We start from the raw sequence: 15,732 nt of genomic DNA on the forward strand, positions 1-15,732 counted from the left end.
TAGGTTTTCCGATCATTGCTGCCATTTATGGACCAGAGGGAATGAAAACGGCAATTATGATCGACCAACCCGGAAGTTTTGTCGTCTTGGCTACCTTGGGTGTTTTGGTTGCTACGATGCATTCAAAGGGAGTAGCAACTGCGAGTCAAATTTTTAAAAAAGTATTTTTGTTTCCTCCTTTTTTAACTTTTCTATTGGCATGTATTCTGAATATTTGCAATCTTGATTTTATTGATGTAATTCAACAAGCGATTCATGGAGTAGGAAGTTTGATTACACCATTAGCGCTGATATCAGTAGGTTTACAATTAAATTTTGATAGTAGGAGTGCGCATTGGCGTTTTCTTGGATTAGGAATGTTATTTAAATTAATACTTATGCCTGCGCTATTTTTTGTAGGTTATATAATTATTTTAAAACAACATTCGACTATGATTGATGTTGTTATTATGGAAACAGCCATGGCACCTATGATTACTGGAAGTATATTGGCCTCTACCTATGGTTTAAAACCAAAATTGAGCAGTATGATGATTGGCTTCGGTATTCCGTTATCCTTTATAACCTTAGCCGGCTGGTACTTTTTATTGCAATTTTGGCATTAGATATTTAGCTTTTATTTAAGGTATGTTTTCCCGTACTCTTGTATATAATTAGTAATTTTAAACAAACTAAAAATTATAATATATGTCAACGATACGATTAGGAGATAGTGCTCCAGATTTTAAAGCAGAAACAACAAAAGGTACCATTCAATTTCATGAGTGGTTAGGAGATTCTTGGGGTGTACTTTTTTCACATCCATCTGATTTCACACCTGTTTGTACCACTGAATTAGGTACGGTAGCTAATTACTATACTGAATTTCAAAAGCGAAACACTAAAGTAATTGCTTTGAGTGTTGATGGATTAGAGTCGCATTTAAAATGGATTAAAGATATTGAAGAAACGCAAGAGGTGACTTTGCAATATCCAATTATAGCAGACGAGAGCAAGGAAGTGGCTAGTTTGTATGATATGATTCATCCAAACGCAGATGATACGTTTACAGTACGTTCTGTATTTGTTATTGGTGCCGATAAAAAAGTAAAATTAATATTGACGTATCCGGCTTCAACTGGTCGTAACTTTGATGAGTTGTTGCGTGTGATTGATAGTTTACAACTAACGGCTAATTACAGCGTTGCCACACCAGCAAACTGGAAAGATGGGGACGATGTTGTAATATCTCCTTCCATTAAAGATGAAGATATTCCAGCAAAATTTCCAAAGGGATTCAATAGAATTAAATACTATTTAAGGATGACACCTCAACCAAATAAATAGTCACTTTTTATTCTAAAAAACAGCCACAAAAAAAGATTTTTGTGGCTGTTTTTAATTGAAGTAGCTAGGGTTGTATTGAACATTAGAACCCTAAATTAATTTTTGCATATTGCAAAAGAAGCATTGTTTTTGCATCTTTTATTTCGCCAGTTGCGATCATGTTGTAAGCAGCGTCAAATTGCATTTCTAACACTTGAATGTTTTCTTGTTCTTCTTCTAAACCGCCACCTTCGTTTACCTTCATCGATTCGTTATATTCACCCACAAACAGGTAAAGTATTTCCGTTAGTACGCCAGGTGACATATAACTTTCCATCACTTTTTTCACATTAGTGATACGGTATCCGGTTTCCTCTTCGGTTTCTCTAATGATGCATTGTTCCGGTTCATCAAGGTCCAACATGCCCGCACAGGCTTCTATCAACATTCCGCTCTGATTCCCGTTTAGGTAAGTAGGTAAACGAAACTGTCTTGTAAGAATGACATTTTGAGTCTCAGAATTATACAACAAGATTGCGGCTCCGTTTCCTCGATCATAAACTTCTCTTTTTTGCGTGATCCAAGAATTGTCATTTTTTTTATAATCAAAAGTAACTTTGTTAAGCAAGTACTTGTTGTTTGAAAGCAAGTCTGTTTTTTGAATTTTTATTTCGGGATTGTACATTTTTGAATAGTTTTTATGGATTTCTTACTTGGGTGCTAATAGTGTAAAAAGTAGTGCCCCAATTGTTGTTTTTGTTGTTATTTGGTAAACCAGATTTCGTTAGCAAGGCGTCTACATCATTTTCGTCTTTTTTCCAAACCCAAGCACTTACTGAAAGTCCTCGTTTGTATATGATTTCCAAAAATGGTTTCGTGTTCATTAAAAGGCCTGCATTTAAAGGTGCAGTCTCTCCAAAAAATATTGGTAAGTTTTTTTGTTTTAATACTTCAAGTCGATTATTAATAATGTCATCATTTTCTAAAAGCCATTTTTCGTAAGCGTGAATATCAAATAAAATATTCGATTTGTTTCGAAGGAAATCGCCACCTTTATTTAAAAGAACACTTTCGTCTTGTCCTTGTTCAGCGCATGGTACTAAAATAATGTTTTCATTTTCCATGCTCCTAATAATACTTACTAGTTCGTTCATGTTTTGCATCCATAAATCATCAGTATATCCATCTTTTCTATCGTATCTATAGGGTTCATTCCATACCTCGATCCATACATCTTCTTGATTTTTGAATTGCTTTGCCCATTGTGCTAATTTTATCTTGTAGTCATTCCACCAAGATGTTTGAGCTGGACTTTTACCTGTAAATTCAGTTGATGCTAGCCCGTCCCAACCAAAAGGACATAAAATGGTTATGCGATTATTTGCTCTATTATCATCAATTATACGTTGCAATGAATAGAGGTAGGCTCCATTTGAATCTAGAATTGTATTGCCGTTTATTGGGGTTTCTTTCATATTCCCAATAAATTCTCGTACAATATCAATTTTCCAAATATTCATATCAGTACTGCCAGAACTAAAAACATGAAACGCATTAGCTCCTATAAGTTGAACAGGTTTTGAATTATAAATAATTTTAGATTGAACAATTTGGAATTTTTTAATATCATTAGTGGAAAGCATTATTTCATCTTTTTTGCATGCACTGAAAATAGTGACAAAAATTATATAAATACAAATTGCTTCAAAAAAGTACTTTCTGTTCAAAATAGAATAATTTACTAGTTGTTAAATTTTTCAAATTTAATTGCAAGTTAAAGATAAATAAAGAGTTATAAAAAAAACGCTCTGAAATTTCAGAGCGTTACTTTATATTATTTCAATATTGTTTGTTTTCTATCTGGTCCAACAGAAACAATTTTGATAGGTACTTCAATTTCTTTTTCAATAAAAGCAATGTACTCTTTTAACTCTGTCGGTAACTCCTCGTAAGTAGTCATTCCAGTTAAATCTTGTTTCCAGCCTTTAAACTCTTGGTAAACTGGAGTTACATTTTCTGGTTCAATGTTGTACGGGAAATGAGCAATGTTTTGTCCTTTGTAGTTGTACTCCGTACATACTTTTAACGTTTCAAAGCCAGAAAGAACATCGCCTTTCATCATCATTAGTTGCGTAACACCATTTACTTGTACCGCATATTTTAACGCTACTAAGTCTAACCAACCACAACGTCTTTGTCTGCCAGTAACTGAACCGAATTCGTTTCCTACGCGTGCCATAGTCGATCCGTCCTCGTCAAAAAGCTCAGTAGGGAAGGGTCCGCTACCAACTCTAGTAACATATGCTTTGAAGATACCATACACTTCTTTGATTTTGTTTGGAGCAATACCCAAACCGGTACAAGCACCTGCAGCAGTAGTATTTGAAGAGGTAACGAAAGGATACGTTCCAAAATCAACATCTAACAAAGAACCTTGAGCTCCTTCACATAAAATGGATTTTCCAGCTTTTTGAGCTTGGTGCAAATACTCTTCACTATCTATAAAATCTAATTTTTTCAAATCTTCGATAGATTCAAAAAATTCTTTTTCTAATTCTGCTAAGTTGTATTGTATGTTTACATCATAAAAAGCGATCATTGCTTCGTGCTTATCAGCTAAAGCTCTGTATCTTTCTTTAAAGTCTGCTAATTCAATATCTCCAACACGAATTCCGTTTCTACCTGTTTTGTCCATATAAGTTGGACCAATTCCTTTAAGTGTAGAACCAATTTTCGCTTTTCCTTTTGAAGCTTCTGAAGCTGCATCAAGTAAACGGTGTGTTGGTAAAATTAAGTGTGCTTTTCTTGAAATGATTAATTTAGATTTTAGATTTAAATTAAATTTAGCTAAACCATCAACTTCACTTTTAAAAACAACTGGGTCGATCACAACACCATTTCCAATTACGTTTACGTTGTTACCATGAAAAATTCCAGATGGGATTGTTCTTAGCACGTGTTTGATACCGTCAAATTCTAGCGTATGTCCTGCGTTAGGTCCTCCTTGGAAACGAGCGATGATATCATATTTTGATGTCAATACATCAACGATTTTTCCTTTTCCTTCATCTCCCCATTGTAATCCTAGTAATAAATCTACGGTCATTCTATTTTATTATTTGTAGTTAATTTTTATTGATGAGCAACTACTACAGTTGTTCGTCTGTGTTGGTGCTATTTTCTGTTATTGTTTCTGCTTTTGGAGTCTTTTTAACACCGTATAAATACAAAGAGTGATTTGTGATTTCGATATCAAAAATTTCCTCTATCGTTTTCTTGATGGTTTGTATTCTTGGATCGCAAAATTCAATTACTTCTCCGGTATCAGTCATGATGATATGATCATGCTGTTTGTCAAAATAGGACTTTTCGTAATGTGCTTGGTTTTGTCCAAACTGATGTTTTCTAACAAGTGCACAGTCTAGCAATAATTCAATCGTATTGTATAAAGTAGCTCTACTAACACGATAGTTTTTGTTTTTCATTTTGATGTAGAGGTTCTCTATATCAAAATGCTCTTCGCTTTCGTATATTTCTTGGAGTATAGAATACCTTTCAGGTGTTTTTCGATGTCCTTTTTGCTCAAGATACATTGTAAAAACATTTTTTACAATTTCTTGGTTTTTGTTGTTATCTGTGGAAATGAGTGTCATATCTGGCAAAGATAATTTTTTATTTTAAAACTTATCGTGTTTATCGATAGGAAGCGAAATAAAAATAGGTGTTTAAAATTTAATAAATAGTGTTTTTGTGTTTGATTACGAGTTGAATAGCTATTTTTTTACTGAATATCAATTTTTATAAACACGAGTCACTTTGTCGATACCATCAATTTTCTTAATGTTGTCTATTAGTTTCTTCAGGATTGTTATGTTTTGAACAATTACTGTCAATTGTCCTTTAAACAGTCCAGCATCGCCATTCAAGGAAATGCTCTGAATATTAACGTTCATATTATTCGATATTACTTTGGTCAACTCATTAGTAAGACCCAACGTGTCCATACCGGTAATATTTAAAATAGCATGGAATTCTTGCTGTGACGAGTCGATCCATTTTGCTTGCATTATCCTGTAAGCATAATTAGACTGCATCGAGATGGCATTTGGACAATCTTTTTTGTGTACTTTGATTCCTTCGTTAATGGTAACAAAACCAAATACTTGGTCGCCTGGAATTGGGTTACAACAAGTCGAAAGTTTATAATCTAGCTTGTCTTGCTCTTTACCAAAAACGATTAAATCGTAATTATTACTTAGTATTTGTTTGTGGATATCACCGTCAGATGTTGGCCCTGATCGTTTGATTTTATTTTTAAAGAAATTGATTAACGTATTGCTTTTTTGCGCAGCAAAATCTTTAAGTTGCTGGTTTTCGATTGCACCCACGCCCACTCTATAAAAGAGATCTAAACTAGTTTTTAATTGAAAAAAGTTGACCAACTCATTAACAACGGTTTCGTTCAGTGTTATTTTAAGATGTTTTAATTTTCGGGTAAGAACTTCTTTTCCGTCTTCGGCAATTTTTTTAGTATTCTCGTTGAGAACATTTCTGATTTTATTTTTGGCTCTAGAAGTGGTTACATAATCCAACCAGTTGATGGTTGGTTTTTGGTTAGGTGAAGTAATAATTTCAACTTGGTCACCACTTTTTAATTCGTAGTTTAGCGGTACTAGTTTTCCGTTGACACGAGTACCACGCGTTTTGATTCCAATTTCAGAGTGAATACTAAAAGCAAAATCCAGAGAGGTTGCTCCTTTTGGGAGTGATTTTATATCTCCTTTTGGAGTAAAAATATAGATCTCTTTGGAATACAAATTCATTTTGAAATCTTCTACAAAATCCACCGCACTCGACTCTGAGTTTTCTAGTGCTTCTTTTAATAGATTCAACCAAACATCCAATCCGCTTTCTTCAGTCGCACCATTTTTATATTTATAATGTGCGGCGTATCCTTTCTCCGCTATTTCGTCCATTCGTTCACTACGTACTTGCACTTCCACCCAACGACCCTTTGGTCCCATTACGGTAATGTGCAGGGCTTCGTAGCCCGTAGATTTAGGCGAAGAAATCCAATCTCTCAATCGGCTAGGGCTGGGTCTATAATGGTCTGTAACGATAGAATAGATTTTCCAAGCAACAAATTTTTCCTCGTGTGGCGTTGACTTGTAAACGATACGCAAAGCAAATTTATCGTAAACTTCATCGAAGCTTACATTCTGAGCTTTCATTTTACGCCTGATGGAATAAATAGATTTTGGTCTGCCTTTTATAATGTATTCCACACCCTCGGCATCTAAAGAGGTTTTTAATATATCTGAAATATCTTTGATGTATGCGTCTTGCTGCTCTTTTGTTTCTCTGATTTTACTTACAATGTCGTTGTAAATAGCTGGTTCGGTATATTTCAAACCTAGATCTTCGAGTTTGGTTTTAATGTTGTATAATCCCAAGCGGTGTGCTAATGGTGCATAGATATATAGCGTTTCGGACGCAATTTTTACCTGCTTGTAATCCTCCATCGATTCCATGGTTTGCATATTATGCAATCGATCAGCAATTTTAATCAAGATTACCCGTACGTCATCATTAAGCGTTAGCAACATTTTGCGAAAGTTCTCTGCTTGCATCGACACATTCATGTCTTTTTGCACTAGCGATATTTTGGTTAATCCTTCCACTAGCTGCGCTACTTTAGGATTAAACATTTTCTCGATATCCTTAACTGTTATAGGTGTGTCTTCAACTACATCGTGCATCAGGGCAGCTGCAATTGAGGTAGCGCCAAGACCAATCTCTGAAGCTACAATTTTTGCAACAGCAATAGGATGAAATATATAGGCTTCCCCTGATTTTCTTCGCTGTTCTTTGTGCGCATCTACAGCCACGTCAAAGGCTTTCCTAATTAGTTTTTTATCCTCAGCGGTTAAGGTTTGATAACTAATCCGGAGTAACTCCTTGTATTCGTGAGCAATGGCTTTGTTTTCTTTTTCTATATCTATTTCGATCATAACAGCAGGATTTACTTCCTAAAAATAGCGAATACTTCCCATATATGCAAGCCTAATCGCGTGTATGGCGTAAACATTTTTTAGGTTGTTCCAAGTCGAATTATTAGTTGATTTTAGTGAAATTTAAATCTTGAAAATCATAACTGAAATCAGTTAATTCAGATATGGCATTCATTTTAAGTGTACTAGCGTTTCCATTAGTATCGTATCCGAAAATTAAATGAGCATCGGCATGAAAATAAGCATTGTTCCATTTTACAACATAGTTTCCGTCCTTGTAAAAAAAGACTTCACCCGCTAGTTGAGAAGAGCGTTCTGAGCGAAAGTACAACTGTCCTTTTTTCTCCCATAATACGATATTTCCAAACCAATTGTCCTTGTAGGTTCCTACAATTTTCTTCAGGTCGGTTTTGATTTTATCTTTTTTGTTTTTTGCGACTTGAGCCCAAACTTCATCCGTAGTTTTATCGGCCGTTTCTTCATTTGCTTTTGCGCGGTTAGCGTAAACACTAACATAATCTTCGGATGCAATCCCTAAATAACTGTCTTTGATGGTATTTGTTATCGCATTAAATGCCGCACCTGATTGTTGATTGGTTAAGACAATAATTCCAAGTTGCAACTCCGGAATATAGGTCGTTTGTGTTACAATACCTTCTAAACCGCCGGTATGCGTCACTTGTTTGTATCCTTTTACATCGCTAAGAAACCAGCCTAAACCGTAGCCATTAAAATGTGTGAAGTACGGCGCTCTTGTTTTAGTTGGGATAATAGTTTGTAGTTGCCACATTTCGTCATGTTCTTTTTCAGAGAATAGCGATTTGTTTTCAGGGCCGTATTTTCCATTATTCATTTGCATAATAGCCCATTTGCTCAAGTCATTTACACTAGAGTAAATTCCGGCAGCAGCATCGAATAGTTGGTTTTGATACCTTCTAATCACCTTCAGTTTGCCATTCATAGGAACATGAGGAGCAATAATATTGGTCGAGTCCTTTAGTCGCACGTACGAAGCAGCACTGTTATTCATTTCTAAGGGTTTCATAATACGCTCTTCGACAAAATCGCACCAGCTTTTACCACTTACCTTATGAATGACTTCGCCAGCTACAATATACAACAGGTTGTCGTAATCGTATTTGGTTCTAAATGCAGAAACAGGTTTTAAATATTGTAAGTTTTGAACGATATCTTGGGCAGTAAAATCGCTGCCATCAGGCCAAATCATTAAATCTCCAGCTCCTAAACCCAAACCACTTCGATGTGTTAAAAGGTCTCTGATAGTGAATTCTTGGGTTACATAATCGCTATACATTTTAAAATTAGGAAGGTATTTAACCACTTTATCGTCCCATTTTACTTTTCCTTCATCAACTAAAATAGCTAATGCAGCGCTTGTAAAAGCCTTACTATTAGATGCAATACCAAACAGTGTATTTGCATCTACCTTTTCTTTCGTTTCGATCGATTTGACTCCATATCCTTTGGCTAGGACTACTTTGCCATCTTTGATAATCGCTACTGCAATTCCAGGTACATTAAAAGCGGTCAAGGTTTTATTAACTAAAGCATCGACTTGTGGCTCGCTTATTTGTGCGAAAGCAAATGCACTGCTGATAAGCGCTAGGGCTATAAATACTTTATTTTTCATAATTAGATTGGTTTTTAGTTGAATTTTTAAAATCCTCGTTGTCTTTTGGCTTCAAAGATTAATATGGCTGCCGCAACTGAAACGTTCATACTGTCTATTTCGCCTTGCATCGGAATAATGATATTTTGCGTAGCTGCATCGCGCCATTCTTGGGTTAATCCCGTCGCCTCTGTACCCACAATTAATGCGGTTGGTGTGGTGTAATCCTGAGTGTGGTAAGCCGTTGAGTTTTGCAGTGTGGCGCAGTAAAAATTGATTTTTTTTTCTTTTAAAAAAGCAATTATTTCAGCTGTGGTTCCTGTTGCAATTTGGTTTGTAAATAAGCAGCCTACGCTAGATCGTACAATATTTGGGCTGTACAAATCACTTTTAGGGTTTGCTACTATCACCGCGTCGAGATTAGCAGCATCAGCGGTGCGGAGTAATGCACCAATGTTTCCGGGTTTTTCAGGGGCTTCAGCAATTAGAATTAACGGGTTTTCCGAAAGTTTTAGGTCGCTTAAGTGCATTGATTTTGTTTTGGCTACAGCCAAAATACCTTCGGTTGTATCTCGATACGCTAGTTTTTGAAAAATAGCCGTGTTAATTTCGATCAATTCAGCTGATTTGGAAAGTTTTCGCGCTGCTGATTCACTGCAAATTTCAGGAGCAAACAAAATAGTTTCTACTTCATAACCCCCTTTTTGTGCTAAACTAATTTCGCGTTGCCCTTCGATCAAGAAGCTGCCGCTTTGCTTGCGATTTTTTGCCTTTTCTTGTAATAAAACTAAGGTTTTTATGAAGGGATTTTGAATGGAAGTAATTTGTTTCAAGGGAATTTACATTTTAATGGCTTAATAAAAAACAAAGATACGCAGAGAAAGTACAGTTTTCGATACATCCCAACAGATTATTTGTGAGGGTCATTTAGAATGGATTAGCGACTATAAAAGTAGCGGTTTACCACTAATTTTAGCTAATTTTGCCCCAATTCGGATTGCGAAAAGGAATCCAGTAGCTATCCTAAACTATTTTTCATGTTTCATTTATTAGATATTATTGGTACCATTGCTTTTGCCATGTCGGGCGCGCTTACAGCTATCAGTAAAAAACTAGATCCTTTTGGTGTTTTTATTATCGCTTTCGTAACGGCTGTAGGAGGGGGAACCCTGCGTGATGTCATGATTGGTCGTACGCCGGTGGGTTGGATGCAAGATTTAGAATATGTTTATGTTATTGCCTTTGCATTTATTTTATCTATTGTTTTCCGTCGTAAATTTGACAAATTGCGCACTTCTTTATTTTTGTTTGATACGATTGGTTTGGGAGTTTTTACTTTAATTGGTCTTGAAAAAGGAATAAATATTGGGTTACATCCAGTAATTTGCATAGCGTTAGGTACGATGACAGCTTGTTTTGGAGGTGTGATTCGCGATATTTTGTGCAATGAAATCCCTGTTATATTTCGAAAAGAAATTTATGCTACTATTTGTATTTTAGGCGGTGCTGTTTTTTTTCTGCTCAAGAAAATGCAGTTAAATGAGGACGTTTTGTACCTCAGTACCTCGGTGGTGATTATATCAGTTCGCTTAATGGCAGTCAAGTACAAATGGTATTTACCAGTTTTGGATAAGGTGTAGCGCGCTAATTAGTTAAATAGATAAATCCGGTTAGAGGCTCTGGGAATTCTTTATCATTTAATTCGATAACATAAAAATAAGTGCCATCCGGACACTTACTAGTGCCCCAAGTTAATCCTTTTGATGCGTATCCGTTCCAGTCAGCGGTAGCATTATTTCCTTCCCATAGCATAACGCCCCAACGGTTGTAAATACTTGTTTTGTAATTGGTAAAGATATTTTTCAAACCTTGGCTTGAAAAACTTTCATTGATACCATCGTTATTTGCTGATACGAAGTTGTATATTTTAGGCAAACAGTTTTTAACTAGTAATTGAAAAGAGGTTATCGTAAAACAAAAATCATTTTGCACCCTAATATAAATCGTCGTAATGGGATTTTTAGCCTGAAATCCTGTTGTAGAAGGAACAGTTATTCCACCTTGATCTACTCCGAGGGTAGCTTCTTTTAAAGAGGAATAAAAACTCACTGTGTCGCTGGAAGCTACTTTTGCACTTTCTTGGTAATTTGAAAAATCAAAAGTTGCCATTCCAAATCCTTCGTTACAAGCTGTTAAATTTGCAACCGTGTTAATTTTGGGTGAATTTTTTAAAAAGATATTGTTGGCAAATGCGCTGTTATTATTTTCATTTAATTCGGTTATAATTCCTATTCTGTTTCCAAGGTCGTCTACACTTAGCTCCAAAGTAAAGGGAGAAACTGTGTTATCGGGTACTTTGATTAGTACGCTTCCTTGCTCGCTGCCGTCAATTGGTATAATTGTATTGGTCTTGCTGCTACCCACTCGATTTCCATTGGCATAAAATGAAATAGGTGTGTCCGCTGGCAAACTGTTGGTACAATTACTATTAAAGACGGTATAAGCAATAGCGACTTCTTTAGAGTCGCAGGTAGTTTTAACCGAATTAATTATAATATTAGCATCAGGTAATTGACTATTTAACTTGGTAACTATAGTGTTAATCATCACAAAATCTTGTCCTGATGTTAACTGTATTTGAGCGGATGTATCGCCCACTTTAATATTGTTTTGAATATTGTAAACGTCCAAATCCATATTGTAAAGCGTATTGGATCCTGTGAAACTATTGGTACCATTAAAAGCGTTGTTTACGGGATTGAGCGGTGGATTACTCAAAGGATTGCCATTGACTCTTAGCGTTTCGTTTACACTGATAAATTGGTCGCCTTCCCAAGCTACAAAACCTATGCGTGCGTCTTGGTTGTCAATTACGTTCAAGCTGTTCAAGACTATGTTAATCTCGTTTGGAACATATTGGAGGCCATCATAAATGGTAAGTTGATTCAGCGGAAGTTGGTCATTTTTATACACTAGTACTATTGCCCAGCCACCAAAATTAGTTCCATTAAAACAATAGAAGTCGATCACATTGTTTAAATCTAATTCTGATACAGTATAGGTACCATTGCCCGTTTGTTTTACTTGATTGGTAATATCTGCGAAAGCACTAAAAAAAGGGAGTCCGGAGGTTTGTTGAACCACACTAAAAGTTCGATCTGCTACCACATCGATAGTATTTAATTTTATTTGGAAATCACCCAATCCTGAGCCGGCCCAGTATAAATAAGCGCTTTCAATTTGATCGGTAGGATTAAGTGCTAAAGTAGCTGATGAGCTAGTGTTAATTTCACAGGGAGCGCCAGTGCCGTTTTCTGCCTTATTTAAGGTGTTTCCAATGAAAACAAAATCGTACCGTCCATTATACTGTTTGAATAATTCGATATCTTGACTGTAAGCAGTGCAAGATAATAGCAGCATCCAAAGTATAAAATTAAGTTGTCGTTTTTGATTCATTGTAATGGTCCTTGCCCAATTATTATTATGGACATTAAATTATTTGGAAATCTTATTCCACTTGATACCCTAAAATTATAGAATAATTACTTAATTTACTCCTTTATACAATTGACTTTGAAAAAATACACGATTAAAATATATGAGCCTAGCGATTATTGTATTTGGAATGCTTTTATAAGTACCGCCAAAAATGGTACTTTTTTATTTCATCGCGATTTTATGGAATACCATCAAGATCGTTTTGAAGATTATTCTTTATTGGTTTTTTCGGGAAAAAATTGCGTAGCGGTACTACCTGCCAATACATTGCAAAATACTGTTTTTTCACATTCAGGACTTAGTTATGGCGGTTTAGTTTATGAAGATGGACTTAGTTTAGTGAATGTTATAGGTTGTTTTAAAGCCATATTGTCATTCTTAAATAAGGAGGGAATTAGTACATTGCATGTGAAAACAATTCCATCTTATTATTATAAAAAACCATCGGACGAAATTGCAGCTGCTTTGTTTTTGGCAAAAGCGCAGCTCGTTCGCCGAGATTCATTAGCTGTAATTGATTTGAAAAAAGACTTTTCTTTTTCTAAGCTACGAGAAAGAGGCATTCAAAAAGCAATTAAGAATAATTTGATTATCAAAGAAGAAACAGACTTTGAGTGTTTTTGGAACGAAATTTTAATTCCAAATTTGGCAACACGCCACCAAGTTAGTCCCGTTCATTCCATAGCAGAAATCACTTACTTACGAAATAAATTTCCAGCTAATATCCGTCAATTTAATGTGTATCGTAAAGGGCAGCTTATTGCCGGAACTACTATTTTTGAAACCGAAACTACAGCACATTGCCAATACATTTCAAAATACGAAAAGGAGAAGAATTCTGGAAGTCTTGATTTTTTATTTGATCATTTGATTCGCACTACTTTTGCAGATAAAAATTATTTTGATTTTGGAAGTTCGAATGAAAATCAAGGGAAGGAATTGAATGCCGGATTAGTAGAATGGAAAGAGAGTTTTGGCGCCAGCACTACAATTCAAGATTTTTACGAAATTGAAACAGCTAATTATTACCACTTAGAAACGGCGATTATATGATACCTTTCCTGGATTTAAAAAAAGTGAACGCAGCTTATAACACAGCCTTTCAAGAAAAATTGAAGTCGGTTTTAGAAAGTGGCTGGTACGTGCTAGGAAATGAAGTACTGGAATTCGAAAAACAGTTTGCGTTGTTCTGTCAATCTGAACATTGCATTGGAGTAGGGAACGGTTTGGATGCTTTAGTATTGATTTTTAAAGGGTATATTCAATTAGGTAAATTACAAATAGGAGATGAAGTCATCGTTCCTGCCAATACTTATATAGCGAGTATCATGGCAATTATTGAGGCTGGTTTAGTTCCTGTTTTGGTCGAGCCAAAGCAAGATACTTATAATTTAGATCCCCAATTGATCGAGTCCAATATTAGTTTAAAAACGAAAGCGATTCTCGTTGTTCATTTATATGGGCAATTGGCTGAAATGGATAAAATATGTTCTATTGCTGCAGCAAATGATCTCCTGTTAATTGAAGATTCGGCACAAGCACATGGTGCTATTTTTGAAAGTGAATATCCAAATTCAAATAGAGGAAATGCTCAAGCATATAGTTTTTATCCAGCAAAAAATTTAGGTGCTTTAGGGGATGGTGGCGCGGTGGTTACGAATGATGATGATTTGGCCAAAGTCGTTTTTGCTTTAAGAAATTATGGTTCAGAGACGAAATACCAGAACGAATTCCTTGGCGTAAATTCGAGATTAGATGAATTACAAGCTGCCTTTTTGAGTCTAAAATTACCTCATTTAAATACCGATAATGAAAAACGAAGAACCATCGCAAGACGGTATTTAGCAGAAATTAAAAATGACAAAATACTCCTTCCTGCTTGGGATTTAAGCAATAATCACGTTTTTCATTTGTTCGTTATTCGAACAAAAAATAGGGAAGATTTACAAGAATATCTGTTGCAGAATGGTATTCAAACGGTTATCCATTATCCAATTCCACCACATAAACAGAAAGCATTGAAATCATTGAATCATTTGTCATTTCCAATTACGGAGCAAATTCATGATACCGTTTTGAGTTTGCCAATAAGTCCAATACTAACTAACGAAGAAGTGCATTTTATTATAAAAGTTATAAATCAATATTAATTTTTTCCAATAAAAAGCGTAACCCTTTGCAACCATGAACAACTTGAAAGAAATAGTAAAAAAACACACACCAACTTCCGTTTGGTGGTTTTTTGTTCTTGGTAAAAGCAGGCTAATTAAAACGTATCAATATTGCTGTAATTGGTATTTGATTAAGCAAGCCCCAAATCATCATAAAAAAGCTCTAGAATTGGTTCGTAACAAGGAAATCGTGAAAGTTGCTTTTTTCTTGACTCATGAGTCGGTTTGGAAATATGATATTTTATACAAGATCATGCTAGAGCATCCTCGATTTGAACCGTCACTTTTTGTTTGTCCTGTTGTGAATTTCGGCAAAGAAAACAGGCTAGCTGAAATGGAGAAAACCTATCAATCTTTTAAAAACAAAGGCTATATTGTTACCAAAACATTCAATGAAACAACTGAAGAATACCTAGATATTAAGAAGCATTTCCAACCTGATTTGGTTTTTTATACCAATCCATATGAAGGAGTACAAGATTATAGGTATTACATCAAACAGTTTAAAACTACTTTAACTTGCTACGTTCCGTATGCGATTATGACCACTAAATATGAGTTGTTTTACAATACTGATTTTCATAATTTGGTTTGGAAAATTTTTTCTGAAACTCCACTGCACCAGCATATCGCAATAGATCGGCAGTTGAATAAAGGGTTCAATAATGTACTAACAGGTTACCCTGGTTTTGATCCAATTTTGCTTTGTGATAAACCCGATTTTTCGGTTTGGAAAAATAAAAACCAAAAATTAAAGAAAATTATTTGGGCTCCGCATCACTCCATGCACGAGCTCAATCAAGTGTCTAATTTTTTGGAATATTGTGATGTTTTTTTAGAACTGGCAAGCAGGTATAGTGATAAAATTCAAATTGCCTTCAAGCCGCATCCGTTGCTGCGAATTAAATTAGAGCAAGATCCTAATTGGGGAGAAGAGAAAACGACTGCCTACTATTCTAAATGGGAGAATTTAGAAAACGGTCAGTTAGAGAATGGGGATTATATTGATCTTTTTTTAACCTCTGATGCGCTCATTCATGACTGCGGTTCCTTCATGGCCGAATATTTAATAACGGGCAAACCATCACTTTTTATGATCAGAAAGGAGTCAGTTATG

14 protein-coding genes are annotated in these 15,732 nt (G+C 35.3%); 6 read left to right on the plus strand and 8 right to left on the minus strand.

All coding sequences use genetic code 11. The features are described 5' to 3' along the window. Together P8M54_RS06235 and P8M54_RS06240 are read left to right on the plus strand one after the other, a co-directional pair. The coding region (locus P8M54_RS06235; protein WP_300286332.1) for an AEC family transporter at positions 1-605 on the plus strand (605 nt) is incomplete at its 5' end. 82 nt (positions 606-687) lie between these two features. After that, complete coding sequence (locus P8M54_RS06240) at positions 688-1,326, plus strand: peroxiredoxin (RefSeq protein ID WP_300286334.1); 639 nt, start codon at positions 688-690, stop codon at positions 1,324-1,326. 82 nt (positions 1,327-1,408) lie between these two features. Here the strand turns inward: P8M54_RS06240 and P8M54_RS06245 are convergent, their stop codons facing one another. The 7 genes from P8M54_RS06245 to P8M54_RS06275 all read right to left on the minus strand — a co-directional run bounded on the left by P8M54_RS06245 (position 1,409) and on the right by P8M54_RS06275 (position 9,779). Continuing rightward, positions 1,409-1,990, minus strand: a complete 582-nt coding sequence (locus P8M54_RS06245; RefSeq protein ID WP_300286336.1) for an NUDIX domain-containing protein — start codon at positions 1,988-1,990, stop codon at positions 1,409-1,411. A gap of 13 nt (positions 1,991-2,003) precedes the next feature. Beyond that, positions 2,004-2,948: a cellulase family glycosylhydrolase gene (locus tag P8M54_RS06250; protein ID WP_300286339.1), complete on the minus strand. Its 945-nt coding sequence runs from the start codon at positions 2,946-2,948 to the stop codon at positions 2,004-2,006. 191 nt (positions 2,949-3,139) lie between these two features. Beyond that, complete coding sequence (locus tag P8M54_RS06255) at positions 3,140-4,411, minus strand: adenylosuccinate synthase (protein ID WP_300286341.1); 1,272 nt, start codon at positions 4,409-4,411, stop codon at positions 3,140-3,142. Positions 4,412-4,454: 43 nt separating this feature from the next. Continuing rightward, on the minus strand, positions 4,455-4,958 hold the full coding sequence (locus P8M54_RS06260; RefSeq protein ID WP_300286343.1) for a transcriptional repressor: 504 nt from the start codon (positions 4,956-4,958) through the stop codon (positions 4,455-4,457). 138 nt (positions 4,959-5,096) lie between these two features. Beyond that, complete coding sequence (locus P8M54_RS06265; protein ID WP_300286345.1) at positions 5,097-7,316, minus strand: RelA/SpoT family protein; 2,220 nt, start codon at positions 7,314-7,316, stop codon at positions 5,097-5,099. Positions 7,317-7,419: 103 nt separating this feature from the next. Next, positions 7,420-8,967: a serine hydrolase gene (locus P8M54_RS06270; protein WP_300286347.1), complete on the minus strand. Its 1,548-nt coding sequence runs from the start codon at positions 8,965-8,967 to the stop codon at positions 7,420-7,422. Positions 8,968-8,993: 26 nt separating this feature from the next. Next, positions 8,994-9,779, minus strand: a complete 786-nt coding sequence (locus tag P8M54_RS06275; RefSeq protein ID WP_300286349.1) for an RNA methyltransferase — start codon at positions 9,777-9,779, stop codon at positions 8,994-8,996. A gap of 204 nt (positions 9,780-9,983) precedes the next feature. On the opposite strand from P8M54_RS06275, the gene P8M54_RS06280 reads away from it, so the two are divergent. Further along, entirely contained in the window at positions 9,984-10,586 is a 603-nt protein-coding gene (locus tag P8M54_RS06280) for a trimeric intracellular cation channel family protein (RefSeq protein ID WP_300286352.1), read from the plus strand. A gap of 4 nt (positions 10,587-10,590) precedes the next feature. Here the strand turns inward: P8M54_RS06280 and P8M54_RS06285 are convergent, their stop codons facing one another. Continuing rightward, a complete protein-coding gene (locus tag P8M54_RS06285; RefSeq protein ID WP_300286354.1) occupies positions 10,591-12,402 on the minus strand; it encodes a gliding motility-associated C-terminal domain-containing protein in 1,812 nt (603 codons plus the stop codon). A gap of 117 nt (positions 12,403-12,519) precedes the next feature. Between P8M54_RS06285 and P8M54_RS06290 the strand changes: the two genes are divergently transcribed. The 3 genes from P8M54_RS06290 to P8M54_RS06300 form a co-directional block, all read left to right on the plus strand. Continuing rightward, a complete protein-coding gene (locus tag P8M54_RS06290; RefSeq protein WP_300286356.1) occupies positions 12,520-13,497 on the plus strand; it encodes a GNAT family N-acetyltransferase in 978 nt (325 codons plus the stop codon). Beyond that, the gene (locus P8M54_RS06295) at positions 13,494-14,594 is read left to right on the plus strand and encodes a DegT/DnrJ/EryC1/StrS family aminotransferase (RefSeq protein WP_300286358.1); all 1,101 of its coding nucleotides are present in this window, start codon (positions 13,494-13,496) and stop codon (positions 14,592-14,594) included. Before P8M54_RS06290 ends, P8M54_RS06295 begins: the two co-directional genes overlap by 4 nt. Before the next feature lie 34 nt (positions 14,595-14,628). Next, a partial coding sequence (locus P8M54_RS06300) for a CDP-glycerol glycerophosphotransferase family protein (RefSeq protein ID WP_300286360.1) occupies positions 14,629-15,732 on the plus strand: 1,104 nt, incomplete at its 3' end.

Origin of the sequence: Flavobacterium sp. (genome assembly GCF_029242675.1) — a bacterium.
In the GTDB taxonomy this organism is placed as follows: Bacteria; Bacteroidota; Bacteroidia; order Flavobacteriales; family Flavobacteriaceae; genus Flavobacterium.